Source organism: Streptomyces sp. HUAS 31, from assembly GCF_028198125.1.
Lineage (GTDB): Bacteria > Actinomycetota > Actinomycetes > Streptomycetales > Streptomycetaceae > Streptomyces > Streptomyces chartreusis.
The window spans coordinates 5,394,652-5,419,193 of the sequence record NZ_CP116353.1; the positions used below are offsets into that span (position 1 = coordinate 5,394,652).

Annotated in this window: 22 protein-coding genes; 13 read left to right on the plus strand and 9 right to left on the minus strand. The window is 71.8% G+C overall.

All coding sequences use genetic code 11. The features are described from left to right. Window positions 1-12 precede the first annotated feature (12 nt). From PGH47_RS24095 to PGH47_RS24105, 3 genes are all read left to right on the plus strand, one after another. The gene (locus PGH47_RS24095) at window positions 13-1,593 is read left to right on the plus strand and encodes an MDR family MFS transporter (protein WP_271665173.1); all 1,581 of its coding nucleotides are present in this window, start codon (window positions 13-15) and stop codon (window positions 1,591-1,593) included. A 155-nt stretch (window positions 1,594-1,748) separates the two neighbouring features. Then, a complete protein-coding gene (locus PGH47_RS24100) occupies window positions 1,749-2,216 on the plus strand; it encodes a helix-turn-helix transcriptional regulator (protein ID WP_271665174.1) in 468 nt (155 codons plus the stop codon). Between the two features lie 59 nt (window positions 2,217-2,275). Next, on the plus strand, window positions 2,276-2,710 hold the full coding sequence (locus PGH47_RS24105) for a VOC family protein (protein WP_271665175.1): 435 nt from the start codon (window positions 2,276-2,278) through the stop codon (window positions 2,708-2,710). Between the two features lie 39 nt (window positions 2,711-2,749). Here PGH47_RS24105 and cseC read toward each other — a convergent pair whose 3' ends face one another. The 5 genes from cseC to PGH47_RS24130 all read right to left on the minus strand — a co-directional run bounded on the left by cseC (window position 2,750) and on the right by PGH47_RS24130 (window position 7,521). Continuing rightward, window positions 2,750-4,216: a two-component system sensor histidine kinase CseC gene (gene cseC / locus PGH47_RS24110; protein WP_443048528.1), complete on the minus strand. Its 1,467-nt coding sequence runs from the start codon at window positions 4,214-4,216 to the stop codon at window positions 2,750-2,752. A gap of 10 nt (window positions 4,217-4,226) precedes the next feature. Next, the gene (cseB, locus tag PGH47_RS24115) at window positions 4,227-4,931 is read right to left on the minus strand and encodes a two-component system response regulator CseB (RefSeq protein WP_271665177.1); all 705 of its coding nucleotides are present in this window, start codon (window positions 4,929-4,931) and stop codon (window positions 4,227-4,229) included. Window positions 4,932-4,980: 49 nt separating this feature from the next. Then, window positions 4,981-5,571, minus strand: coding sequence for a hypothetical protein (locus tag PGH47_RS24120; RefSeq protein WP_271668137.1), 591 nt, complete (start codon window positions 5,569-5,571; stop codon window positions 4,981-4,983). 158 nt (window positions 5,572-5,729) lie between these two features. Next, window positions 5,730-6,269: a SigE family RNA polymerase sigma factor gene (locus PGH47_RS24125; RefSeq protein WP_030961701.1), complete on the minus strand. Its 540-nt coding sequence runs from the start codon at window positions 6,267-6,269 to the stop codon at window positions 5,730-5,732. 313 nt (window positions 6,270-6,582) lie between these two features. Then, entirely contained in the window at window positions 6,583-7,521 is a 939-nt protein-coding gene (locus tag PGH47_RS24130; RefSeq protein ID WP_271665178.1) for an A/G-specific adenine glycosylase, read from the minus strand. A 193-nt stretch (window positions 7,522-7,714) separates the two neighbouring features. On the opposite strand from PGH47_RS24130, the gene PGH47_RS24135 reads away from it, so the two are divergent. Together PGH47_RS24135 and PGH47_RS24140 are read left to right on the plus strand one after the other, a co-directional pair. Next, window positions 7,715-8,077, plus strand: a complete 363-nt coding sequence (locus tag PGH47_RS24135) for a hypothetical protein (RefSeq protein ID WP_271665179.1) — start codon at window positions 7,715-7,717, stop codon at window positions 8,075-8,077. 392 nt (window positions 8,078-8,469) lie between these two features. Then, window positions 8,470-9,303 carry a hypothetical protein gene (locus PGH47_RS24140; RefSeq protein ID WP_271665180.1) on the plus strand — a complete coding sequence of 278 codons (834 nt, stop codon included), beginning with the start codon at window positions 8,470-8,472 and terminating at the stop codon, window positions 9,301-9,303. Window positions 9,304-9,489: 186 nt separating this feature from the next. Here the strand turns inward: PGH47_RS24140 and disA are convergent, their stop codons facing one another. Both disA and radA read right to left on the minus strand, forming a co-directional pair. Beyond that, complete coding sequence (disA, locus tag PGH47_RS24145; RefSeq protein ID WP_030958303.1) at window positions 9,490-10,614, minus strand: DNA integrity scanning diadenylate cyclase DisA; 1,125 nt, start codon at window positions 10,612-10,614, stop codon at window positions 9,490-9,492. Window positions 10,615-10,694: 80 nt separating this feature from the next. Continuing rightward, window positions 10,695-12,104, minus strand: coding sequence for a DNA repair protein RadA (gene radA / locus PGH47_RS24150; protein WP_271665181.1), 1,410 nt, complete (start codon window positions 12,102-12,104; stop codon window positions 10,695-10,697). Window positions 12,105-12,319: 215 nt separating this feature from the next. Between radA and PGH47_RS24155 the strand changes: the two genes are divergently transcribed. Further along, on the plus strand, window positions 12,320-14,116 hold the full coding sequence (locus PGH47_RS24155; protein WP_271665182.1) for a BACON domain-containing protein: 1,797 nt from the start codon (window positions 12,320-12,322) through the stop codon (window positions 14,114-14,116). A 38-nt stretch (window positions 14,117-14,154) separates the two neighbouring features. Here the strand turns inward: PGH47_RS24155 and PGH47_RS24160 are convergent, their stop codons facing one another. Then, window positions 14,155-15,015, minus strand: coding sequence for a hypothetical protein (locus PGH47_RS24160; RefSeq protein WP_271665183.1), 861 nt, complete (start codon window positions 15,013-15,015; stop codon window positions 14,155-14,157). A 74-nt stretch (window positions 15,016-15,089) separates the two neighbouring features. Here PGH47_RS24160 and PGH47_RS24165 point away from each other — a divergent pair, with 74 nt between their 5' ends. The 4 genes from PGH47_RS24165 to ilvD all read left to right on the plus strand — a co-directional run bounded on the left by PGH47_RS24165 (window position 15,090) and on the right by ilvD (window position 19,834). After that, window positions 15,090-16,022 (plus strand): Ppx/GppA phosphatase family protein, encoded by a 933-nt coding sequence (locus PGH47_RS24165; protein WP_030959342.1) that lies wholly within the window; start codon window positions 15,090-15,092, stop codon window positions 16,020-16,022. 345 nt (window positions 16,023-16,367) lie between these two features. Continuing rightward, a complete protein-coding gene (locus PGH47_RS24170) occupies window positions 16,368-17,192 on the plus strand; it encodes a sugar phosphate isomerase/epimerase family protein (RefSeq protein ID WP_271665184.1) in 825 nt (274 codons plus the stop codon). Beyond that, window positions 17,189-17,815 carry a TetR/AcrR family transcriptional regulator gene (locus PGH47_RS24175; RefSeq protein ID WP_271665185.1) on the plus strand — a complete coding sequence of 209 codons (627 nt, stop codon included), beginning with the start codon at window positions 17,189-17,191 and terminating at the stop codon, window positions 17,813-17,815. The genes PGH47_RS24170 and PGH47_RS24175 overlap by 4 nt, the downstream gene beginning before the upstream one ends. 165 nt (window positions 17,816-17,980) lie before the next feature. Next, window positions 17,981-19,834 (plus strand): dihydroxy-acid dehydratase, encoded by a 1,854-nt coding sequence (gene ilvD, locus PGH47_RS24180; RefSeq protein WP_271665186.1) that lies wholly within the window; start codon window positions 17,981-17,983, stop codon window positions 19,832-19,834. A 95-nt stretch (window positions 19,835-19,929) separates the two neighbouring features. On the opposite strand, the gene PGH47_RS24185 is transcribed toward ilvD, so the two are convergent. Beyond that, window positions 19,930-22,116, minus strand: coding sequence for a serine/threonine-protein kinase (locus PGH47_RS24185; RefSeq protein ID WP_271665187.1), 2,187 nt, complete (start codon window positions 22,114-22,116; stop codon window positions 19,930-19,932). Window positions 22,117-22,298: 182 nt separating this feature from the next. Between PGH47_RS24185 and PGH47_RS24190 the strand changes: the two genes are divergently transcribed. The 3 genes from PGH47_RS24190 to PGH47_RS24200 all read left to right on the plus strand — a co-directional run bounded on the left by PGH47_RS24190 (window position 22,299) and on the right by PGH47_RS24200 (window position 24,422). Continuing rightward, window positions 22,299-22,643 carry an SH3 domain-containing protein gene (locus tag PGH47_RS24190; protein WP_271665188.1) on the plus strand — a complete coding sequence of 115 codons (345 nt, stop codon included), beginning with the start codon at window positions 22,299-22,301 and terminating at the stop codon, window positions 22,641-22,643. Window positions 22,644-22,710: 67 nt separating this feature from the next. Beyond that, window positions 22,711-23,223 carry an EamA/RhaT family transporter gene (locus PGH47_RS24195; protein ID WP_271665189.1) on the plus strand — a complete coding sequence of 171 codons (513 nt, stop codon included), beginning with the start codon at window positions 22,711-22,713 and terminating at the stop codon, window positions 23,221-23,223. 428 nt (window positions 23,224-23,651) lie between these two features. Next, on the plus strand, window positions 23,652-24,422 hold the full coding sequence (locus PGH47_RS24200; protein WP_271665190.1) for a class I SAM-dependent methyltransferase: 771 nt from the start codon (window positions 23,652-23,654) through the stop codon (window positions 24,420-24,422). Window positions 24,423-24,542: the final 120 nt, after the last annotated feature.

The following is a 24,542-nucleotide window of genomic DNA, read 5'->3' on the forward strand; positions in this document are numbered from 1 at the left end:
GGAGTGGGAATCATGGCGGACACATTGGCAGTGGACACAGGATCGGCGGATCAGGCGAAGCAAGCCGATCCGGCCGACAAGCAGCCGAAGAGCGTACGGGTCGTACTGCTGGCGCTGATGATCACGATGATGCTGGCGATGCTCGACAACATGATCGTGGGCACCGCGATGCCGACGATCGTGGGCGAGCTGGGCGGCCTGGAGCATCTGTCGTGGGTCGTGACGGCGTACACCCTGGCGACCGCGGCCTCCACCCCGCTGTGGGGCAAGCTCGGCGACATGTACGGACGCAAGGGCGTCTTCATGTCGTCGATCGTCCTCTTCCTCATCGGATCCGCGCTCAGCGGCATGGCCCAGGACATGGGCCAGCTCATCGGGTTCCGGGCCGTGCAGGGACTCGGCGCCGGCGGTCTGATGGTCGGCGTCATGGCGATCATCGGCGACCTGATCCCGCCGCGTGAGCGCGGCAAGTACCAGGGCATGATGGCCGGCGTCATGGCGCTGGCGATGATCGGCGGACCGCTGGTCGGCGGCACCATCACCGACCACTGGGGCTGGCGCTGGGCCTTCTACATCAACCTGCCGCTCGGCGTCGTGGCGCTCGCCGCGATCAGTGCCGTGCTGCACCTGCCGAAGAAGCGGGCGCAGGCGCGGATCGACTACCTGGGCGCGGGCCTGCTGACCGTCGGAATCACCTCGATCGTGCTGGTCACCACCTGGGGCGGCACGGAGTACGCCTGGACGTCCGCGCGGATCATGGAGCTGATCGGCATCGGTGTCGCCGCGCTCGTCGGGTTCGTGTTCTGGCAGACCAGGGCGGCCGAGCCGGTGGTGCCGCTGCACATCTTCCGCAGCCGGAACTTCACGCTGATGTCCCTGATCGGCTTCATCACCGGGTTCGTGATGTTCGGCGCGACGCTGTTCCTGCCGCTGTACCAGCAGTCGGTGCAGGGTGCCTCCGCCACCAACTCCGGCCTTCTGCTGCTGCCGATGCTCGGGGCGATGCTGGTCACCTCGATGGTCGCCGGCCGGGTGACCACGAACACCGGGCGCTACAAGGTCTTCCCGATCGTCGGCAGCGTCGCGATGGTCGGCGGGCTGTACCTGCTGTCGACCATGGACACGGGGACCTCGCGCTTCATGTCCGGCGTGTTCATGGCCGTGGTCGGGCTCGGCATGGGCTGTCTGATGCAGATCACCATGCTGGTCGCGCAGAACAGCGTCGAGATGAAGGACATGGGCGTCGCGTCCTCCTCCACCACCCTCTTCCGTACGCTCGGCTCCTCGTTCGGCGTCGCGATCATGGGCGCGCTGTTCAACAACCGGGTGCAGGACGTCATGTCGGAGCGGGCCGGGTCGCTGGGCTCCAAGGTGACCGAGCAGTCGGCGCAGCTGGACGCGGCGAGCCTGGCGAAGCTGCCGGACGCGGTGCGCGAGGCGTACCAGCACGCGGTGTCGGCCGGCACGCACTCGGCGTTCCTGCTGGGAGCGGTGATCGCCGTGCTGTCGCTGGCCGCGGCCCTGTTCGTCAAGGAAGTCCCGCTCAAGGGCGGCGAGGGCCCGAAGCCCGAGGCCGTCGAGAGCGGCATCTAGGCCGGCCCCGGAGGCGGCGCGGACCGTCCCGCCCGGCACGAGAAAGGCCCTCGGGTATGGCCCGGGGGCCTTTCCCTTTGCCCGGAGCCGGCAGTTGCCCTGCACCGCCCCTGCGCCCGCCGTCGTTGTCAGTGGGGCGTGTCACGATCGACCGTATGGACAAGGTGCGGCAGCTGCGGCTGGCCAAGGACGCCATGGACCGGGAGTGGGCCGACCCCGCCCTCGACCTGGACGCCGTGGCCGCACACGCCGGGTACTCGCGGTATCACTTCGTGCGGGCCTTCAAGGAGGTCTACGGCGAGACACCCGGCCAGTATCTGACCCACCGGCGGATCGAGCGGGCCGAGGAGTATCTGCGGGTCGCCAACCTGACCGTGACGGAGATCTGCCACCTGGTCGGGTTCAGCAGCCTCGGCACCTTCTCCGCGAAGTTCAAGGCACGGACCGGACTGTCACCGAGCGAGTACCGGGACAAGCACGTCGGACGCGGGGCGGCACTGATACCCGGCTGCTACGCGATGCTCTGGGCCGGCGGCTTCCGGCAGCGGGACACCAGCTCCGGAGAGCAGCAGGACAGCGGCTCCGAAGAGCAGCAGGACAGCAACTCTGAAGAAGCGCGCTGACCGAGCCCCTGCCTAACGTGACGGAAGGAACCGCAAGGCAGAGCAGGGGAGAGCAGGTCATGATCAAGGGGCTGGGCATCACCACCGTCTGGACGTTCGACCAGGCGCGCACCAAGGCGTTCTTCACGGAGAAGATCGGCTTCGAGGTGCGCAACGACCTGTCCATGGGCGAGATGAGGTGGGTCACCGTGGGGGCGAAGGGGCAGCCGGACGTCGAGCTCGCGCTGATGAGCCTGGACGGACCCGGCCTCGACCCCGAGTCCTCCGAGGCGCTGAAGAAGCTTGTCGCGAAGGGGGTCATCGGCGCCGGGGCGTTCCACACCGACGACTGCCGCGGGGACTACGAGACGTTCAAATCACGCGGGGTGGAGTTCATCCAGGAGCCCCAGGAACGGCCGTACGGCATCGAGGCGATCTTCCGTGACGACAACGGCAACTGGTACTCGCTGACCGAGCGGAGCGAGGAGCTCGACTTCTCCAAGTCCTTCGAGTGAGCCCTCGGACCCGGTCGCGGTGAGCCACCCGGGCTGCCGCTACGGCAGCAGCGGGTAGCTCCCCGTGGCCGTCGGCGCGTGCTCCGGGAGCCAGAGGACGGCCACCGCGCCCTCGGCCGGCACCGGGTCCGGGGTGCCCGGCGGGCGAATGTTGCGGAAGGTCAGCCGCGCCCCGAGAACCCGGGCCTGACCTGCGGCGATCGTCAGGCCGAGGCCATGGCCGTGGCCCGAGCGGTCGCTGCTGCCGGTGCGGAAGCGGCTGGGGCCGTCGGCGATCAGATGTTCCGGGAACCCGGGGCCGTGGTCGCGGACCCGGATGACCCGGCCCTCGACCGTGACCTGGATCGGCGGCCTGCCGTGCCGTGCAGCGTTGGCCAGCAGATTGAACAGCACACGCTCCAGGCGCCGCGGGTCGGTGGTGACCTCCGACTCGTGCACGACCCGCACCTCGATGGCGGGGTCCTTGGCCGCGACCCGCCGGCTGACGAACTCGCCCAGCAGGATGTCCTGCAGCTCGGCCCGCTCCGAGGCACTGTCCAGGCGGGCCACCTCCAGGACGTCCTCGACCAGCGTGCGCATGGCCTTCGCCCGGTCCAGCACCAGTTCCGTGGGCCGGCCGGGCGGCAGCAGCTCGGCCGCCGTCAGCAGCCCGGTCACCGGCGTGCGCAGCTCGTGCGCGATGTCCGCGGTGACCCGGCGCTCCGCCTCCAGCCGCTGCTGGAGCGCGTCCGCCATGGCGTCCACCGCGCTCGCGAGGTCGTCGGTCTCGTCCCGTACGACACCGCCGATGGCATCCCGCACCCTGACGTCCGGCTCGCCGCTCGCGACCTGGTTCGCCGCGGCCGCCGCCTTGCGCAGCCGCCGCGACAGCTGTCCGCCGATGAGCACTCCGAGCGCGCTGCCGCCGAGCACCACCGCGATCGAGCCGATGATCATCGCCTGGTCGAGACGGTTGAGGATGTGGTCGCTGCGGTCGGTGAAGCCGGTACGCAGCGACAGGACGTGCCCGTTGTTGAGGGGTACGGCCGCCCAGATGTCGGGCGCGCCGCTCGGCGTGTCGGTGACGTAGGTCGCCCGCCTGCCCTCCTCGACCTTCTCCCGCAGCGCCGCCGGCAGCTCCGGGTCGTCGATGGTGAGGTTGGGGAAGTTCAGCCGCTTGGACTGCTCGTAGCTGCGCTGGGCGATCTGGATGCGCTCGTCGGCGAGGTCACGCGCGCTGTCCAGCATCGAGACCCGGGCCTGGTTGTGCACGACGAGGCTCAGTACGACCGCCACCAGGGCGCCGACCAGCGCGATCGCCGCGCTCAGCTTCCACCGCAGCCCCGTACGTATGGCGATCCGGCCGCCGCCCATGCCTCTCACCCGCATGCCTCCGCGACCACCGGCAGGTGACCCCGTGACACCGCTCGCATGTACGTCGGCACGCTGCCCCGCGATCTCCGCCGGATCCGTGAGGCCGATACTCGCCGCGCCGGACGCGGCCGGCCGTCTGAACATCCCCCGCATGCCGCCCCGCTCAGGCCTTCAGTTTGTAGCCGAAGCCACGGACCGTCTCGATACGGTCCTGGCCGATCTTCTGCCGCAGCCGCTGCACATGGACGTCGACCACCCGCGTGTCCCCGCCCCAGCCGTAGTCCCACACCCGCTCCAGCAGCTTGTCCCGCGACAGCACCGTGCCCGGCGCCGAGGAGAACTCCAGCAGCAGCCGCATCTCGGTCGGCGTGAGCGCGACGGGCTGCCCGTCCCGGCGCACCTCCATGCCCTCGGTGTCGACCTCCAGTTCACCGAAGGTCAGCAGGCCACCGGTGGCCGCGGGGTCGCTCTCGTCCGCCCGGTCCGTGCGGCCCGCGTGCCCGAAGCGGCGCAGCACCGCCCGGATCCGCGCGACCAGCACGGCACCGTCGAACGGCTTGGTGACGTAGTCGTCGGCGCCCGCCTCCAGGCCCAGCACCACGTCGATCGAGTCGGCACGCGCCGACAGCATGATCACCGGCACGGTCGACTCGTCGCGGATACGGCGGCACAGGCTGACCCCGTCAAGACCAGGGACCATCACGTCCAGCAGCGCGATGTCGGGCCGGTCCGTGCGGAACGCCTCCAGGCCCGACAGTCCGTCGGGCATGGCGGTCACCGCGAAGCCGTCCCGCTCCAGGGCGAGCTGGGTGGCCTCGCGGATGACGTCGTCGTCCTCGACGAACAGGACGTGGGTCTGGTCTGCCATCCCGGTGCTCTCAGTCCTCGTGTGTTTCCGGTGGTGCGTCGGATGCGGTTCAGCCGTCAGGCGCCGGTGAGTCGTCGCCGCCGAGCGAGCCGTAGTCGGTGCGGGTGCTGAACTTGCGGTCGAAGCGGTCGGACTTCCACTCGTACGAGATCACGTCCTCGCTGGACGGGTTCGACAGTCCGTCGTCCTTGGCGTAAACCTGCTTGGTCACCACAAGGTAGCCGCGGTCGATCTCGGCGTAGACCGGAGGCTCCTCCGACTTGAACACATTGCGGTACGCGCCGCTCTGCTCGCGGTACACGTACGAGGCGACGCCCACGCCGTCCCCGCAGGACAGCACGTTGACCACGATGTCGTCCTCGGGACCGCCGGTCAGGTCGCCGTACGACACGTCGATGGGGTAGTCGTCGGACACACACGGCTTCAACTCGCGCTTGACCTCCGTCGAGACCACGGGGTCCGCCTTGACCAGCCGGACGGCCTGCGTACGGTCCGGGACGGCCGACGCCGAGGCCACGGCCGACGGCGACACCGCCGAACCGCCCGCCAGGTCGGCGTGCGCGGGCCCCTCGTCACGGGCGCCGGTGCCGCCGGTGGCGCAGGCGGAGGCGAAAAGGGCGAGGGCGACGACCACGGCCATCGCCGTGAACGCCGCCTGCAAAGTCCCCCGCACGGGCCCGGATCCGGGCCCGGACCGTGCGGAGCCGGTGCCCTCGGAGTCCCCGTCCGTGGCCCTGTCACCCCTGTCCGTGTCCTCGTCACCCGTTTCCGTGTGCCCGGTGCCGCCCGTGGTCGTGCCTAGGCCGCGCAACGCTCCCGCTCCTCACGCTCCAGCGCGCGTGCGTCCAGATCGCGGCTCTCCAGCTCCTCGCGGAGCCGGGCGAGCGCCCGGTGCAGCGTGCTCTTGACCGTTCCGGCCGACATTCCGAGGGCCGCGGCCGTCTCCTCCGTGGACATCTGCTCCCAGTGTCGCAGCACGACGACGCTGCGTTGCTTGGGTGCGAGAACCTTCATGATGTCCATCAGCAGGGCGCGGTCCGCGTGCTGCTCGGTGGAGTCCTCGACGGAGGCGTCCGGGAGCTGCTCGGTCGGCACCTCCTCCAGCTTGCGCGCACGCCACCACTCGGTCCGCGTGTTGATCATGACGCGGCGCAGGTAGGCGTCGGCGAGCCGCTTGTCGGCGATGCCGTCCCAGCGGTGGTACGTCCGCACCAGCGCGGTCTGGAGCAGGTCCTGCGCGTCGACCGGGTCCGGGACCAGTCGGCGGGCACTGCGCAGCAGCGCGTCCTGCCGGGTGCGGACGTACTCCTCGAACTCGAGCACCTCGCCCTGCGCCATGTTGACCGCCTCCCGATTCCCCGTTCCCGGCCGGCCTGTCGGCCGTCGGTTCACTGCTTCTGCTTCGTGGTCGTCCCGGTCTGCCGGGTACGGAAATGAAGCTACGGAGGCGTTGTCACGGCGCTGTCCGAAGCAGCCTGCGGCCAGCGCTCGGCTGTCCGTCGGTTGTGTAACGGAATCAGGAAAGGGACAAAACGGTTGGGCGGTTGGGCCTGTTATGGGGTGATTTATTGATGTGCGGGCCCTGCGTCGGCCGTGCGGACGCTGTGATTCGTGTGTTGCAGAGCCCGTAACCCTGTGATGTGACTGAGCGTCAGCTCAGCGGCAGCCGGTACATCCCGCCCGGCAGCGGCTCCACCAGTCCGTCCGAGACGAGGCCGTCCAGCGCGCGGGCGCGTTGCACCGGCTCGTGCCACACCCGGTCGAGCGCCGCCTGCGGGACGGGGGAGTGGGCGTCGCGCAGCACGGCGAGCAGCTTGCCGCGCACCTGACGATCGGTCCCGGCGTACGTCTGACCGCGGCGCGGCGGGCCGTCGTGCTCCGGCTTTCCCGCGAGCCGCCAGGCGCACTGCGCGGCGATCGGGCAGCGGTGGCACGACTCGTTCTTCGCGGTGCACACCAGCGCGCCGAGCTCCATGGAGGCGGCGGCCCAGCGGGACGCGGTGCGCTCGTCGTCGGGGAGCAGGGCGCGGGCGAGCTTGCGTTCGGCGGCGGTGGTGGCGTTCGGCGGGTACTGCACGCCGGTGACGGCCCGGGCCAGCACCCGGCGGACGTTGGTGTCCAGGACGGCGTGCCGCTGGCCGTACGCGAAGGACGCCACGGCGGCGGCCGTGTACTCGCCGATGCCGGGCAGCGCGAGGAGCTGGGCGTGGTCGGTGGGTACGTCCCCGCCGTGCCGTTCCGCTATGGCGACGGCGGCGCCGTGCAGGCGCAGCGCGCGGCGCGGGTAGCCGAGCCGGCCCCAGGCGCGGACGGCTTCGCCGGGGGCCTCCTTGGCCAGGTCGGCGGGGCGGGGCCAGCGGGACAGCCACTGCTCGTAGACGGGCAGGACGCGGTTCACCGGCGTCTGCTGGAGCATGAACTCACTGACCATCACGCCCCAGGGGCCGGCCTCGGGGCGCCGCCAGGGGAGATCGCGGGCGTTCTCGTCGAACCAGTCGATGACGGGGCTGTGCAGCGAGTCGTCTCCGACGGGGGAGCCGGAGAGGGCGTCGCCGGTGCTGTCGGGTGAGGGTTTCGTGGGCGCAGTCATGGCTTTCCGATCCTGCCATGCGGAGGGCGGCCGGGTGGGTAGGCGGCGGGTGCCGGTGCGTTGGGGGTCGCGGGCCGACGGGAAACAGCCCCGTACCTGACGATCGACAGGAGTGGGCCCCGGCCCCGCTTGCAGTGTCGCCCGAATGGAACGTTCTCGCAGATGACGGGCCGGTCCGCTGAGGGCCGTCCTGGTGCTGCCCGCGCTCACGGCCGACCTCATCGGGCTCCGGCAACAGCCGGCGCGACCGGCCGTGATCGGCGCCGCGATCGCCGTGGCGCGGCGGCGGCCCCTGACGGCCCTCGGCGTCCTCGCGCTGCTCGGGGTCGACCCGGCGCCGGAGTGGGTGGTGCTGACGGGGACGCTGCTGCTCGGCTGCGGCCGACGACCTCGCCTGCGCCCTTCCGGAGCGCGCCGCGCGAGCGGCGAACTCCCCGTCTCGGTCGACCACTTCAGGCTCTGCTTCGACAACTCGGGGCGGCTCGTCGCCAAGAACGTGATCCCGGCGGGCCGGCCTGCCTCAACACCCGTCCACAGATGCGGAGTTCCACGGTGATCCGCGTACTGCCCTCCGGCGACGTCGTGCGGACAGTGATGACACACAAGACAGCCGTGGCCAGAGGTGCAAGCGCCGCGATCGCGAACGTCCGGGGCGTGTCCCGTCCGGCCTCCGTCCTTGTCGCGGCCGCATGCCGTACCCACGTGCGGGTGGCACGGGCGAGGTCGGCGGTTTCCTGATAGAGGTCGGCGTTCCGAAATCCATGGTCACGGACCGTAGGCAGCGAGCCGATCCCGTCACACCCCGCGATCGACAGGTGTCACCCATGACGGAAGACAGGGGTGGCGCGGCCGTCGGTGAGCGGTTTCCGGGATGATGATCCGGAAAAGTTGCCGTCCGGGGCGGCGGGTGGCGCAGTTAACGCGCCGATCTCTCGTACAGTTTGCGCCGTGGGATCTCTGCGCAATCCGGTCGGTCCGCTTCCCTCCACCATCTACTGGCGACGGAGGGCCGTACTGCTGTCAGTGTGCGCCTTGTTGGCGCTACTGATCACCTGGGTGCTCACCTCGGGCGGCGGAGGCGGAAAGAACGACGCGGGCGGATCCGACGGCAAGAATCCCGCCCCCTCGACGATCACGCCGGGCCCCTCGGGCTCCGGTCCCGCGATCAGTCAGGCGCCGGGCGGACGCGACGAGTCGACGGCCGGCGGGGACTCCGGCGGATCGGGCTCCGGGGACGGTTCCGATGACGGGAGCGGCTCTGGCGACGGTACGGCCGACGGGGGCTCCGACGGGTCGGGTGGCTCCGGCAGCGGTTCCGCCGGTGGCGGCTCGGGCGGGAACGTCGGCGCGGGCGACACGGTGGCCGACGGCTCCTCGCTGCCCAACTGCGTGTCGGGCCAGATGAAGCTGAAGGTGAGCAGCCGCCACAACGCCTACGAGCCCGGCCAGACCCCCGCGCTGCTGCTGACCGCGACGAACTCCTCCACCTACGACTGCAAGGTCGATCTCGGCCCGAAGAACGCGGTGGTGACGGTCACTCAGGCAGGCTCCGAGGACGACTTCTGGTCCTCCGCCGACTGCCCCAAGGTCGCCGGCAGCCTGCGCTTCCGGGTCCCCGCCGGTGCGAGCATCACGTACACCGTGAAGTGGGACCGCAGGGCGAGCGCCCCGCAGTGCGCGACACCCGCCGCCGGGTCGGCCGAGGCGGGCACCTACCTGGTGGAAGCGACGACGCCCGGCTTCGGCACAGCACAGACGTCGTTCGTGCTGGAGAACGACTAGCGGACCGTACGGCCGCCGGGCGGTGCGGATGCCGGCGGCGCAGGGCGCCGGGCGGTGCAGGGTGCCGGCTGCCGGGCGCTGCAGATGCCGGCGACCCAGAGTGCCGGCGGTGCGTGCGCAGGCCGCCGGGCGGTGCGGATGCCGGTGTGGCCGCGCCGGTGAGGACGCGGCTCTCGGGTCGGCCGGCTAGACGTACCGTTCCAGGATCGAGCTCTCCGCCAGCCGCGACAGGCCCTCGCGGACGCTGCGTGCCCGGGCCTCGCCGACGCCGTCGACCGTCTGGAGGTCGTCCACGCTGGCGGCGAGCAGCTTCTGGAGGCCGCCGAAGTGCTCCACCAGGCGGTCGATGATCGCGCCGGGCAGCCTGGGCACCTTGGCCAGCAGACGGAAGCCGCGCGGAGAGACCGCCGAGTCCAGCGCCTCCGGAGAGCCGGTGTAGCCCAACGCCCGTGCCACCGTGGGCAGTTCGAGCAGCTCGGCGTGGGTGAGCGCGTCCAGTTCGTACAGCGCCTCGTCGACCGTGCGGGAGCGCTTGGCCGTCGGCTCGGGGACGTAGTCGCGCACCACGAGCTCGCGCTCGGGCTCCACGCCCGCGATCAACTCGTCCAGCTGGAGGGCGAGAAGACGGCCGTCGGTGCCCAGCTCCACCACGTACTCGGCGATCTCCGTCGCGATGCGCCGGACCATCTCCAGGCGCTGCGCCACCGCCGAGACGTCGCGGACCGTCACCAGGTCCTCGATCTCCAGCGCTGACAACGTTCCCGCGACCTCGTCCAGGCGGAGCTTGTAGCGCTCCAGGGTCGCGAGGGCCTGGTTGGCGCGGGACAGGATCGCCGCCGAGTCCTCCAGGACGCGGCGCTGGCCGTCGACGTAGAGCGCGATCAGCCGCATCGACTGGGAGACCGAGACGACCGGGAAGCCGACCTGCTTGCTGACCCGGTCCGCCGTGCGGTGCCGGGTTCCGGTCTCCTCCGTGGGGATCGTCGCGTCCGGCACGAACTGCACACCCGCGCGAAGGATCTTCGACAGGTCGGACGACAGGACGATGCCGCCGTCGAGCTTGCACAGCTCACGCAGTCGCGTAGCCGTGAACTCGACATCCAGGACGAATCCACCCGTGCTCATCGACTCGACGGTCTTGTCGAAGCCGAGCACGATGAGTCCGCCGGTGTTGCCGCGCAGGACGCGTTCGAGCCCGTCGCGCAAGGCGGTGCCGGGAGCCACCGCGCTCAGTGAGGCGCGCATCAGGCCATCGGCACCGGAACTCCCGCCGGACTTTCCGGGAGCTGCTGCCCGGTCGTTGGCTGCCACTGCACTCCTCCGGTCGCAGGTTACTGGCGCTCCCGTTTCGCACATTCGGTTCGTACGGACGGGCGAGACCAGGGCAAAGTCTACCGGCGGTCCTCCTCGTCCCGTGGGGCCTCTCGCCGACGCGAGCGCGGAAGCACCCGGAGCGCGTCTCCTATGTCGGCCACTTCCAGCACCTTCATGCCCGTCGGGATCTTGCCGGGGTCGCCCGGGACGAGGGCGTGCGTGAAGCCCAGGCGGTGCGCCTCGGCGAGCCTGCGCTGCACGCCCGTGACCCGTCTGACCTCGCCCGCGAGGCCCACCTCGCCGATCGCGACGAGGTTCTTGGGGAGAGGTGTGTCACTGGCCGCGGAGGCCAGCGCGAGGGCGACGGCGAGGTCGGCCGCGGGCTCCGAGAGCTTCACGCCGCCGACCGTCGCGGAGTAGATGTCCCGCTTGCCGAGCGCGCTGATCCGGCCGCGCTGCTCCAGCACGGCCAGCATCATCGACACGCGCGAGGTCTCCAGACCGGACGTCGTGCGGCGGGGCGAGGGGATCTGGGAGTCGACGGTGAGCGCCTGAACCTCGGCCACCAAGGGTCGGCGGCCCTCCAGGGTGACGGTCAGGCAGGTGCCGGGGACCGGTTCGGCGCGACGGGTCAGGAAGAGTCCGCTCGGGTCGGCGAGGCCCGTGATGCCCTCGTCGTGCAGTTCGAAGCAGCCGACCTCGTCGGTCGCGCCGTAGCGGTTCTTGACGCCCCGCACGAGCCGCAGGCGCGCGTGCCGGTCGCCCTCGAAGTGGAGGACCACGTCCACGAGGTGCTCCAGGAGGCGGGGTCCGGCGATGGCGCCGTCCTTGGTGACGTGGCCCACGAGGAGCGTGGACATGCCGCGCTCCTTGGAGGCCCGGATCAGGGCGCCGGCCACCTCCCGGACCTGGGCCATGCCGCCGGGCGCGCCGTCGATCTCGGGGGAGGCGACCGTCTGCACCGAGTCGAGGATGAGCAGGGACGGCTTCACCGCGTCCAAGTGGCCGAGCACGGCGGACAGATCGGTCTCGGCCGTGAGGTACAGATGGTCGTCGAGGGCGCCGATGCGGTCGGCCCGCAGCCGCACCTGGCTCGCCGACTCCTCACCGGTGACGTACAGCGTGCGGTGCTCGTCGCTCGCCGCCTTGGCCGCCACGTCCAGCAGCAGGGTGGACTTGCCGACGCCGGGCTCGCCCGCGAGGAGGACGACGGCCCCGGGCACCAGCCCGCCGCCGAGGACGCGGTCCAGCTCCGGCACGCCGGTGGAGCGCGCGGTCGCCTGCCGCCCGTCGATCTGCCCGATCGGCAGCGCGGACGACGTGACCCGGCCCGGCGCCGTCGTACGGACCGCGGGCGCGCCGTACTCCTCGACCGTCCCCCATGCCTGGCACTCGGGGCAGCGGCCGAGCCACTTGGCCGTCTGCCAGCCGCACTCGGTGCAGCGGTAGGACGGTCGGTCCTTCGTGGTCTTGGTACGGGCAGCCATGCGATGAACCGTAGCCGAGCCCACTGACAACGCCGTACGGCTGTGCACGAGGCGCCTCTTCGGCCTCTGTTCGGGGCGCCGCGGCGGCCTACTCGTCATGCACAAGCCATGGAATCCGGGGTTCCTGTACCCCTTTGAGGGATCGTTTCACCCGTATGGATTAAAACTGCTCAAGCAGGCAGAAGGCGCAACTCCGGGCCGCCTACGGTCCACCAATGATGAGCAGCACTCCGGACACCACGACCCGCACCACCGGCGCGCATCGGGCGCACCGGGAGGCGCGTGATCGTGCGGCGGCGCGCACATTGGCGCAGCGGCCGCCCGCGCGCTACGAGCCTTATCTGGACGGGCTGTTCACCTACTGCCTGTCCGTCCTGTGCGACCACGACACCGCGACCGCCGCCCTCGGCGACGTCCTCGCGCTCGCCGAGCGCCGCGGTCAGCGCGTGCCCGAGACCGCCGCCGACCGGCGCCCCTGGCTGTACGCGCTGGCCCGCTGGGCGTGTCTGCGCAAGCTGGCCGAGGTCAAGCAGAAACGTACGGGCAGCCATGCGGCGGGCCGGCACGGCGCGCATCGGCCGACCGGCGCACAGCCCGCCGGACAGCCGGTCACCGAGGAGATCCAGGAGCAGCGGCGCCGCGAACTCGCCCTGCTCGCCTGGCCGGAGGCCGCCGGCACCACCCCGGAGCAGCGCGAGGCCCTCGAACTCGCCGTCCGCCACCACCTCGCCGCGGGCGAGGTCGCCGCCGTCCTCGGCCTGGACCTGGCCGCCGCGCGCGAGCTGCTCGCCTCCGCCGCCTGCGAGGTGGAGCGCACCCGCGCGGCCCTCGCAGTCGTCGAGACCGGCGCCTGCCCGAGCGTGGCCCGGCTGACCGGCGACAACCAGGTCGTGCTCGGCACGGCCCTGCGCCGCGAACTCGTCCGGCACGTCGACGACTGCCCGCGCTGCCGCCGCACCGCCGAGCGCGCGATCCCCGGCCGGTGGCCCGGCGCGGCCGTCACCCCCGCCGAACTGCCCGTCCTTCAGGCGCCCCGCGCGGCCCTGCACATGGCCCTCGCGCACCACCCACGCGCGCGGGGCGCCGCCGTGCCGCGCTTCGACCGGCGCGGATTCCCCATGGACCCGAAGGACCGTGCCGCCCGCAGGGACCGGCTACGCGCGCGTGCCGTCACCACGACCGTCGTCGCCACCGTGGTCGCCGCCCCGGTCATCGCCCTGTGGGCCGCCTACCGGGGCACCCCGACCGGCGAGGGCGTCGAAGGCGGCGCGGCCAGCGCCAGCGAGGCGCACGACCCGGGCGCCCTCGAGGGAGACAGCGCGGGCGGCGGCTACGAGAACGCGGGCAACGCCAGCACCGCCCCCGGCGGCCGCTTCGGCGACCACCCCGGCTCGGACGTCCTCGTCGAGGTCGTCGGCGTCAGCGGCGCGAGCGCGGGGAACCTGGACGTGAGCGCCGACCACAGCGGCGACACCACTCTCGTCACCCTCACGGCGACGGGCAGCAAGCCCGTGCGCTGGTCGGCGAGCACCGGCGCGCACTGGCTGTACCTGAGCCGGTCGTCGGGAACGCTCGCGCCGGGCGAGTCGTTGACGATCAAGGTGTACGTCGACCAGCTGCGCGAGCCGGCCGGGTTCTGGAGCGCGCGGGTGGCGATCTCACCGGCCGGTGCCGTCGTCGCCATCGAGGGCTACGGCACCGCCCCGAGCCCCTCCGACCCCGGTCAGGGCCCCGGCCCCGACCCCCTGCCCAGCGACCCGACCGCCCCCGGGACGCCCAGCGACCCACCGCCCTCGTCCTCCGGGCCCGACCCGACGCCGACGACCCCGGATCCGACGCACCCGACCCCGGGCGACCCGACGCCGAGCGACCCGACCGATCCCGGGACGCCCAGCGAGCCCCCGCCCTCGTCGTCCGACCCGGCGCCGTCGGACCCGTCCGGTTCGTCCGACCCGACGAGCTCGACACCGCCGCCCGGCGGGAGCGGGGAGCCCGGCCCGTCGGGGCCGTAGGTCCTCTCGTGCGGCGCCGTGCGGGAGGCGGCCGTCGGTCAGCCGGCCGGGTCCGCCGGGTGCGGGGCCAGCAGGGGCAGCTGGGAAGCCAGCCGCTCCTCGCACAGCTCGACCAGACGGTCGTAGCCGGCCTTGCCCATCAGCTCCGTCAGCTCCGGCCCGTAGGACACGTACACCGGGTCGCCGGCGCCGTGCGCCGAGGTCGCCGACGTGCACCACCAGTGCAGGTCGTGGCCGCCCGGACCCCAGCCGCGGCGGTCGTACTCACCGATCGACACCTGCAGTACCCGGGTGTCGTCGGGCCGGTCGATCCAGTCGTAGGTCCGCCGGACCGGCAGCTGCCAGCAGACGTCCGGCTTGGTCTCCAGCGGCTCGCGGCCCTCCTTCAGGGCGAGGATGTGCAGCGAGCAGCCCGCGCCGCCCGCGAAGCCGGGGCGGTTCTGGAAGATGCACGAGCCGTTGAAGGGACGGGTCTGGCGGTCGCCGTCCTCGTCCTCCGAGATCCAACCGTGCTCCATGCCCTCGTCGTGGTGCTGCCAGATCTCCGGCGTGAGCCTCGCCACATGCTCCGCGACGCGCTTCTCGTCCTCCTCGTCCGAGAAATGAGCCCCCAGCGTGCAGCAGCCGTCGTCCGCGCGGCCCGCCTGGATGCCCTGGCAGCCACTGCCGAAGATGCAGTTCCAACGGGAGGTCAGCCATGTCAGATCGCAGCGGAAGACCTGCTCGTCGTCCGCCGGATCAGGGAACTCCACCCATGCGCGTGCGAAGTCGAGACCCTTCTCGTCCGACTCCGGGGAGCCCTTCTTCGGCTGCTTCGACTTCGTGGCCGCCTTCGCCTGCGAAGAACCCTTGCCGGTTTTGGACGTCTTGTCGTCCTTCGCCTTTTTCGTCTTTGGCACGGGACCAGGGTACGGCGTCCGTACCTGCGACTTCGAGGACGGAGGATCGCCCAGCTGGCAGTAGCGTTCCGTACATGAGACTCGGTGTCCTCGACGTGGGATCGAACACGGTGCATCTGCTGGTGGTGGATGCGCACCCCGGCGCACGCCCGCTGCCCGCGCACTCGCACAAGGCGGACCTGCGCCTGGCCCAACTCCTCGACGGCAGCGGAGCCATCGGTCCCGACGGGGTCGACCGGCTGATCGGGGTCGTCCACGAGGCGCTCCAGGCCGCCGAGGACAAGGGTGTCGAGGAAGTCCTGCCGTTCGCCACGTCCGCGGTGCGCGAGGCGAGCAACGCCGACGACGTACTCGCACGGGTGATGGACGAGACCGGGGTACGCCTCCAGGTCCTCACCGGTGCGGAGGAGGCACGGCTGACCTTCCTCGCCGCCCGGCGCTGGTTCGGCTGGTCGGCCGGAAAGCTGCTCGTGCTGGACATCGGCGGCGGCTCCCTGGAGATCGCGTACGGCATGGACGAGGAGCCGGACGCGGCGGTGTCGCTGCCGCTGGGTGCCGGACGGCTGACCGCCGGGTGGCTGCCGGGGGACCCGCCGGACCCCGAGGACATACGGGCACTGCGGCGGCACGCGCGCGCACAGATCGCTCGCACGGTCGGCGAAATCAGCCGCTTCGGAGCGCCGGACCACGTGGTCGCGACGTCCAAGACCTTCAAGCAGCTGGCCCGCATCGCCGGCGCCGCACGCTCCGCCGAGGGCCTGTACACCCAGCGCGAGCTGAAGCGGGAGTCCCTGGAGGCCTGGGTGCCGCGGCTGGCCGGGATGACCACGGCCCAGCGCGCGGAACTGCCGGGCGTCTCCGAGGGCCGCGCCGGACAGCTGCTCGCCGGGGCGCTGGTGGCCGAGGGCGCGATGGACCTGTTCGGCGTGGAGACGCTGGAGGTCTGCCCCTGGGCGCTGCGCGAGGGCGTGATCCTGCGGAAGCTGGACCAGATGACGGTGGGCTGACGGATGCGGTCGGCGACCTGGGCCGACCCGGGCGGGCGGGCCCGCGCAGCCGTAGAGCTGTGGAGCCGTGGGACCGTGAGGCGCTCGCGGCGGCTGTAGGGCTGTGGAGCCGTGGGACCGTGAGGCGCTCGCGGCGGCCGTAGAGCTCGCGGCCGTACCCGCGCGCCCGCGGCCGGCGGCGCCCCACGCCCCGCGCGTGAACCCCGCCACACCCCCCGCCCCGCGCCCGCGCTCCACCTGCCCCGCATCGGCCCAGTTCGCGCACCTGGCCGGTTGTCGGCCCTCCCCGCGGGCGTGCGGTCATCGGTTCCCCCGCGTTCCGTGCCGCCCCGTACTCTGTCCCTCGTGGCAGAACCAGTGGTGCGCATCCCGGATGCGAAGGTCGCTCTGTCGACGGCCTCCGTCTATCCGGAGTCGACGGCGACGGCCTTCGAGATCGCCGCGCGCCTCGGTTACGACGGTGTCGAGGTCATGGTGTGGACCGACCCCGTCAGCCAGGACATCGAGGCGCTGCACCGGCTCAGCGACTACCACCGGATCCCGATCCTCGCCGTCCACGCTCCTTGTCTGCTGATCACACAGCGCGTCTGGTCGACGGATCCCTGGACCAAGCTCCAGCGCGCCCGGGCCGCCGCCGAGAAGCTCGGGGCGGGCACGGTCGTGGTGCATCCGCCGTTCCGCTGGCAGCGCCAGTACGCGCGGGACTTCGTCGCCGGCATCTGGCGTATGGCGAACGAGACGGACGTACGGTTCGCCGTCGAGAACATGTACCCCTGGCGCTACCGCGACCGCGAGATGCTCGCCTACGCGCCCGACTGGGACGTCACCAAGGACGACTACCGCCACTTCACGATCGATCTCAGCCATACGGCGACCGCCCGCGCGGACGCCGTGCAGATGATCGACCGGATGGGGGACCGGCTCGGGCATGTGCACCTCGCGGACGGGCGGGGGTCCGCGAAGGACGAGCACCTGGTGCCCGGCCGCGGCAACCAGCCCTGCGCCGAGGTGCTGGAACGTCTCGCCCTGACCGGCTTCGACGGGCACGTCGTCATCGAGGTCAACACCCGCCGCGCGATGTCCGGCGCCGAACGCGAGGCCGACCTCGCCGAGGCCCTCGCCTTCACGCGGCTGCACCTGGCCTCCGCGGTGAAGGTGCCCCGGCCGTGACCGACACGGCGGGCGGGCGGGGCGGCGTCGGCTCCAGGCGCCGGGGCCGGCCCCCGCGCGCAGAGTCCGCCGACACCCGCGACCGGATCCTGGACGCCGCCCGCGAGGAGTTTTCCGAGCGCGGCTACGACAAGACCTCGGTTCGGGGCATCGCCAAGGCCGCCGGCGTGGACTCCGCGCTAGTGCACCACTACTTCGGCACCAAGGAGCAGGTCTTCGAGGCGGCCGTGGAGGTCGCCCTGGTGCCCGCTCTGGCGGTGCGGGACGAGGTGCTCGAAGTGCCCCTCGACGATGTCGGCGAGCGCCTGACCCGCTTCCTCTTCGGGCTCTGGGAGAACCCCGTGACCCGCAGGCCGCTGCTCGCGATCGTGCGCTCCGCGGTCAACAACGAGGCCGCGGCCACCGTCTTCCGCCGCCTGGTCTCGGCCCAGCTGCTGCGCCGCATCGCCGGCGAGATCGACGCCCCGGACGCGGAACTGCGCGCCGAGCTGGCCGCCGCGCAGCTGGTCGGGGTCGCGATGCTGCGCTACGTCATCAAGATCGAGCCGATCGCCTCCGCGGACCCGGAGCAGATCATCGCCCGCGTGGCGCCCGTCGTACAGGGGCACCTGACCGGCCCGTGACGGCCCGGCCGGCTAGCTGCGCCCAGCCGTACGCCACTGATTCCGCGAGACATGCGTCCCGTATTCCGGACACCCCGTCCCGACCTCTGGATGACGGGCGTACGCTCGTTAGCAGTCAGAAGTCTCTGATCGCAGTCCCTGCAGTCCTTGAAGGAGCGAGCGACGATGCCCGAGCTGAGGTCCCGCACAGTCACCCACGGCCGCAACATGGCGGGCGCCCGCGCCCTTATGCGCGCCTCCGGTGTACCCGGTGCGGACATCGGCCGGAAGCCGATCATCGCGGTGGCGAACTCCTTCACCGAGTTCGTGCCCGGCCACACCCACCTCCAGCCCGTCGGCCGGATCGTCAGCGAGGCGATCAGGGAGGCCGGCGGCATCCCGCGCGAGTTCAACACCATCGCGGTGGACGACGGCATCGCCATGGGCCACGGCGGCATGCTGTACTCCCTGCCGTCCCGCGACCTGATCGCGGACAGCGTGGAGTACATGGTCGAGGCGCACTGCGCCGACGCCCTGATCTGCATCTCCAACTGCGACAAGATCACCCCGGGCATGCTGAACGCCGCCCTGCGGCTCAACATCCCCACGGTCTTCGTCTCCGGCGGCCCGATGGAGTCCGGCCGCGCCACGCTGGTCGACGGCACGGTCCGCACCCTCGACCTGGTCGACGCGATCTCCGACGCCGTGAACGACAAGATCTCGGACGAGGACATCCTCCGTATCGAGGAGAACGCCTGTCCGACCTGCGGCTCCTGTTCCGGCATGTTCACCGCCAACTCGATGAACTGCCTGACCGAGGCCATCGGCCTGTCCCTGCCCGGCAACGGCTCGGTCCTCGCCACGCACACGGCCCGCAAGGCCCTGTACGAGGACGCGGCCCGCACGGTCATGGACATCACCCGCCGCTACTACGAGCAGGACGACGACACGGTCCTGCCGCGCAACGTCGCCACCTTCGCGGCGTTCGAGAACGCCATGGCCCTCGACATCGCCATGGGCGGCTCCACCAACACGATCCTGCACCTGCTGGCCGCCGCCCAGGAGGCCGGCGTCCCGTTCGGGCTTGAGCAGATCAACGAGGTCAGCCGCCGGGTGCCGTGCCTGGCGAAGGTCGCGCCCAACGTCGCCAAGGACCGCACCTACTACATGGAGGACGTGCACCGCGCCGGCGGCATCCCGGCCCTGCTGGGCGAGCTGCACCGGGCCGGCCTGCTCAACGAGGACGTCCACGCCGTCCACAGCCCGTCCCTGTCGGACTGGCTGAAGACCTGGGACGTGCGCGGCGGATCCCCCTCGCCGAAGGCCGTCGAGCTGTGGCACGCCGCCCCCGGCTGTGTCCGCTCCGCCGAGGCCTTCTCCCAGTCCGAGCGCTGGGAGGCGCTGGACGAGGACGCCGAGGGCGGCTGCATCCGCAGCGCCGAGCACGCCTACTCCAAGGACGGCGGCCTCGCGGTCCTCAAGGGCAACCTCGCCGTCGACGGCTGCGTCGTGAAGACCGCGGGCGTCGACGAGTCCATCTGGACCTTCGAGGGCCCGGCGGTCGTCTGCGAGTCGCAGGAGGAGGCCGTCGAGAAGATCCTCAACAAGCAGGTGACCGACGGCGATGTCGTCGTCATCCGCTACGAGGGCCCCAAGGGCGGCCCCGGCATGCAGGAGATGCTCTACCCGACGTCCTTCCTCAAGGGCCGCGGCCTCGGCAAGACCTGCGCCCTGATCACCGACGGCCGCTTCTCCGGCGGCACCTCGGGCCTGTCCATCGGCCACGCCTCCCCGGAGGCCGCGTCCGGCGGCACGATCGCCCTCGTCGAGAACGGTGACCGCATCCGCATCGACATCCCGAACCGCTCGATCGAGCTGCTCGTCGACGAGGCGGAACTCGCGCGCCGTGAGCAGGCGTTGGACGGGGTGTACGCCCCGAAGAACCGCGAGCGCAAGGTGTCGGCGGCCCTGCGGGCGTACGCCGCGATGGCGACGAGCGCGGACAAGGGCGCGGTGCGGGACGTGTCAAAGCTGGGCTGACGCCCGTAGCCCGGATCGTGAAGGGCCGTCTTCTCGGAGACGGCCCTTTCGGCTGTCAGCGGCGGAGCTTCACCGGGCGCCCGTGGCTCACTCCGTCACCACTGCGACGGATCGCGGGCGTCGACGCCGAAGACGGTGCCGTCGGGGGCGGCGGAGTAGACCCGGCCACCGGCGAGCACCGGCTCCGGCAGGTTGGCCGCCAACCGGTCCGAGTCGGAGCCGAGCCGGGGCGGTGTCTGGCCGAGCAGCTTGCCGGTGCGGGCGTCCACGGCGAGCAGCCGGCCGTCCGGAGCGCTGACGTACACGTGCCGCTCGTCGGCGACGGGCGACGACGTACGGATCACGGACGTCTCCAGGCTCCACAGCTGCTTGCGCGCCTTCATGTCGACGGCGACCAGCGAGCCGCCGTCGCTGACGACGTAGACGACATTCCCCCGCACCGTGCCGTGCGCCTGCTGCATCGCACGGGACAGCGACACGCGCTGCGACGTCCCGTCGGTGGGGGAGTAGCGGATCACGGCCCTGGTGTCGCTGTAGATCCCGTCGACGGGGAGCAGGAGGACGGACCCGTCCGAGGTGCCGGCCAGCTCCAGCGTCCCCTCAAGGCGGGCGTCCCAGCGCACGTCACCCGTGGCAGGGTCCACCGCCGTGACACGGGTGCTGGATCCATCGTCGGACGTGGTCGTCCTGTACGCCAGCGGATCCTTCGCGAAGGACACGAAGTACGGCCCCCTGTGCCCCGGCAGCGAACGGCTCCACTTCTTCTCGCCCGACGCCCCGTCCACACCGGTGACCGTGCCGTCGGCACCGGTGAGCAGCAGCATTCCGCCCGCGGCCGACAGTTCGCCGTACACGGGCCCGTCCTGCCGCCAGGCCGACTTGCCGGTGGCGGGGTCGAACGCCTCCAGGCGGCCGTCCGTCGGCGCCGACGCCGGGCGCACGAGGCCGCCCGCGACGACGGGCGCCGCGCTCGCGGCCGACGGGGCCACGGGCCGGCGCCACAGCAGCCGGGCGTTGCCCGGGTCGAGTGCGTAGAGAAGCCCGCTCTGCGCGCACAGCAGCTTTCCCGCGCCATATGTGCACTGCGGCGTGCCCTTGTCGGGGGCCGGTGTCGCCGTCCACCCGGCGAAACCGGCCGACGTGGTCCGCGCGTCCCCGCCCTTCGGCGCCGGGTCACCACCGCCGAGCAACTGCACCGACGCCAGCGTGGCGACCGCGGCGAGCGCGACGACTCCGGCTCCGAGGGCGAGCAGCCGACGGCGCCGGGGTCCACCGGACGCCCCTTCGGGCTTCCTCCCGGCATCGGACGGCGACTTGGCATCCGAGCCCGAGCCCGAACCGGCCCCCGCCCCCGCCCTCGCCCCTGCCTCCGGCTCCGCCTCCGCGGGGGACTTCGGCTTGCGTGTCCCGTCCGTGGCCCGCTGCGCCGGTATGAACGCCTGCGTGTCGTACGACGCCGCCACCGACCGCAGCTCGCGCATCATCTCGTCGGGCGTCGGCCGGTCCTCGGGCTCCTTGGCGAGGCAGCGCAGCACCAGCGGCGCGAGATTCGGCGGCAGCCCGGTCAGATCCGGCTCGTCATGAACGACCTGGTAGGCCACGACATACGGGCTGTCCGAGTCGAACGGCCCCCGTCCCGTCGCCGCGTGCACCAGCACCGACCCGAGCGCGAAGATGTCGGCGGCCGGCCCGACCTCCCGTGGCCGCCGGAACTGCTCCGGCGCCATGAACGGCGGCGTGCCGATCAACTTCCCCGTCTCGGTCCGCAGTTCGCTGTCCTTTGGCCGAGAGATGCCGAAGTCGATGACCTTCGGCCCGTCCTCGGCGAGCAGCACGTTGCTCGGCTTCAGATCCCGGTGCACCACGCCGACGCGGTGTATGTCGCGCAGCGCCTCGGCCAGCCCAGCCATCAGCCGCCGCACCTGCGCCGGCTCCATCGGACCATTCCGCTTCACATGATCGGAAAGGGTCGGGCCGGGGATGAACAGCGTTGCCATCCAGGGCCGTTCGGCCTCCGGATCGGCGTCCACGACAGGCGCGGTGAAGGCGCCGCTGACCTTGCGAGCGGCCCCCACCTCCTGCCGGAAACGCCCTCTGAACTCGGGATCCCTGGCGAACTCGGCATGCACGACCTTCACCGCGAGCTGCATGCCCGAGGTGCTCCGCGCCAGATGGACGACGCCCATGCCACCGGAGCCCAGACGTTCCTCCAGGCGGTAGTGACCGGCGTATTCGGGAAGTTCCGCTTCCGCGCCCGCTCCGGCGTTCTGCTGTGGCGCCATGGGACCACCCCCGTGCTGTTCGTCCGCGCGCGCGACGCACGGAGCCTAGTCGATTACTCGTACGAGACAGAGGCGGCTTGCTAGCCTCCCTGTTCCCAACACGCACATGTGTGCGTGGCGTGATTTAGGGGAATCAACGGGACCCCATGGCAGCCATGGGGATCAACGGGGGAGGAACGATCATGTCCGCAGATCGCGTCGAAGAAGCCGAAAGAGCCGAGGAAACCGGGGGTGTCGCGGCCGAGGGCGTAGCGACGCTGGCCGCCACGGCCAACGCCGTGCGCTACTACTCGGTCGCACCGGGCGTCCGCCTGAACGTCCGCCGGGGCCCCGGCACCGCCTACGGCATCGTCCGCATCCTGCCCGAGGGCGCCAGGATCCCGATCTACTGCCAGACACCGGGCACAAGCGTGTCCGGTCCGTACGGCACGTCGAACATCTGGGACAACATCGACGACGGCGAGTTCGTCGCGGACGCCTACGTCCAGACGGGCAGCGACGGCTACGTCCGTCCGCGCTGCTCCTGAGCCGGCCGGTCCCGGTGCGCCGGGACCCGTACGGAGCCCGCGGCCCCGCCGGAGCCATAATCGACTCGTGAGCGAGAAGAGCGAGAAGAACGGCACGCCGGCCACCCCCGCGGGCTCCTCGGGCCCCCGCCCCGAGCCCCTGCGCTTCTTCGGCACGACCTGGGTCGACCACGACCACGGCTACACCGCCCGCCGCATCGGGGCCGGCGCCGGGTCCCTCCTCGCCGCGGCAGTCTCCTGCCTGGTGCTGCGCTTCGCCTACGAGGGGATCGCGATCGCCGGCCCCGGCAGCTTCGTGACCGTCCTGGTCGTGGCGATGTTCGCGATCTGCAGCGCGCTCGCCTTCCGCCACACCTGGGAGGCCTTCACCAAACGCCCCGACCCCGACCGGCACGCCTCCCTGCGGGGCCTGCTCACCATCGGCTTCGTCGGCTCCCTCCTCGCCTATTTCTTCCGCTCCCTCATCGAGGCCCCCGGCGAGAAGCTCCACCGCGAGGAATACGAGAAGGCCCGCAAGCAACACGATTCCCGAACCACCCGCCGCACCGGCAACCCATCCAAGAAACGCCGCCGCGACTAGGGGCTGGTTTGGGGTGCGGGGGTGAGGCCGGAGTCCGATGTGGGGGACGCTGCGCTGGCAGACGCGGGGAATGAGCCGCCATTGGAGGAGGGGGCTTGCGCCGCCGCTAGACGCCGGTGCGTGTGCGGAGATGAGCGGCTGGGGCGTGTCGCGTAGACGGACGGCCAAGGCGTGTTGGTGGGCCGAGCGCCGGGCGTGTGCGCATACAGGGACAGCGGCGTTCGTGCTGCACGGACCTGGCCGGCGGTGATGCCCTCCCTGGTCGCCCTCACGGAACTACGTCCCCACCGGACCGCGCCCTGCCTGGCGAGGCACGCCGCCGAACCGTGCCCGCCCACCTGGCCGCGCAGTCCGGCCGAGTCACGCCGCCCCGACCCACCCCACCAAACTCGGTGCACACGACACCAACCAGCGCGCACCATGGCCGTATGACCGCCCCCTCCCACTCCGACCGCGCCAGTTCCTTCAACGCCGCCGCGGCCCAGTACGCCGCGAACCGGCCCTCCTACCCACCCGCCCTCTTCGATGCGATCGAACAACTCGCCGGCCGTCCCCTCGCCGGGGCGCGGGTCATCGACATCGGCGCGGGCACCGGCATCGCCACCGACCTCCTCCGCCGACGCGGCGCCGACGTCCTCGCCGTGGAACCCGGCGACGGCATGGCCGCCCAGTTCCGCAGCGCCCACCCGGACATACCGATCGTCCGCGGCAACGGCAACCACCTCCCCCTGGCCTCCGCCTCCGCCGACTTCCTCACCTACGCCCAGGCCTGGCACTGGACCGACCCCGCCCACTCGGTGCCGGAGGCCCTGCGCGTGCTGTGTCCTGGCGGCGCACTGGCCCTGTGGTGGAACACCACCCCGCTCGACATCGCCTGGCACGCCGACCAGGCGCGACGCATCGAGCGCAGCTTCGGCAACCACCCCGCCGTCGAACAGAACGGCAGCGGCGCCCGAGCCGCCCTGGGCGACCCGACCGGCAAGCTCGACTTCATCCGCCGCAAGGTGCGCTGGAGCCGCCGCGTCCCTGTCGACACCCACCTGGCCAACATCGGCAGCCACTCGATCTTCCTCGTCCACGGCACCGAGGCGAGCACCGCTTTCCTCGCCGAGGAAAGGCAGCTCCTCCTCAACGCCTTCCCCGACGGTGTCGTCGAAGAGACCTACGACGTCGACCTCCTCGTAGCCACCACCCCCTGACGCATCCCGCCACCCGCGTTCTACGCCCTGCCCGTCCTACGCCCCGAACCGGCGAGGGCGGGCGAACTCATGCCCGGCACCCCGGAGCACCTCGACACCCCAGAGCACCTCGGCAGCCCG

Bases quoted from the DNA above. Each gene is read 5' to 3' on its own strand.
- PGH47_RS24130 (WP_271665178.1), bottom strand. From the start codon at position 7,521: ATGACTGCGCCCACGAAACCCTCACCCGACAGCACCGGCGACGCCCTC.
- PGH47_RS24095 (WP_271665173.1), top strand. From the start codon at position 13: ATGGCGGACACATTGGCAGTGGACACAGGATCGGCGGATCAGGCGAAG.
- cseB (WP_271665177.1), bottom strand. From the start codon at position 4,931: ATGGCAGACCAGACCCACGTCCTGTTCGTCGAGGACGACGACGTCATC.
- cseC (WP_443048528.1), bottom strand. From the start codon at position 4,216: ATGCGGGGGATGTTCAGACGGCCGGCCGCGTCCGGCGCGGCGAGTATC.
- radA (WP_271665181.1), bottom strand. From the start codon at position 12,104: ATGGCTGCCCGTACCAAGACCACGAAGGACCGACCGTCCTACCGCTGC.
- PGH47_RS24120 (WP_271668137.1), bottom strand. From the start codon at position 5,571: ATGGCCGTGGTCGTCGCCCTCGCCCTTTTCGCCTCCGCCTGCGCCACC.
- PGH47_RS24165 (WP_030959342.1), top strand. From the start codon at position 15,090: ATGAGACTCGGTGTCCTCGACGTGGGATCGAACACGGTGCATCTGCTG.
- PGH47_RS24100 (WP_271665174.1), top strand. From the start codon at position 1,749: ATGGACAAGGTGCGGCAGCTGCGGCTGGCCAAGGACGCCATGGACCGG.
- PGH47_RS24155 (WP_271665182.1), top strand. From the start codon at position 12,320: ATGATGAGCAGCACTCCGGACACCACGACCCGCACCACCGGCGCGCAT.
- PGH47_RS24190 (WP_271665188.1), top strand. From the start codon at position 22,299: ATGTCCGCAGATCGCGTCGAAGAAGCCGAAAGAGCCGAGGAAACCGGG.
- ilvD (WP_271665186.1), top strand. From the start codon at position 17,981: ATGCCCGAGCTGAGGTCCCGCACAGTCACCCACGGCCGCAACATGGCG.
- PGH47_RS24185 (WP_271665187.1), bottom strand. From the start codon at position 22,116: ATGGCGCCACAGCAGAACGCCGGAGCGGGCGCGGAAGCGGAACTTCCC.
- PGH47_RS24125 (WP_030961701.1), bottom strand. From the start codon at position 6,269: ATGGCGCAGGGCGAGGTGCTCGAGTTCGAGGAGTACGTCCGCACCCGG.
- PGH47_RS24200 (WP_271665190.1), top strand. From the start codon at position 23,652: ATGACCGCCCCCTCCCACTCCGACCGCGCCAGTTCCTTCAACGCCGCC.
- PGH47_RS24105 (WP_271665175.1), top strand. From the start codon at position 2,276: ATGATCAAGGGGCTGGGCATCACCACCGTCTGGACGTTCGACCAGGCG.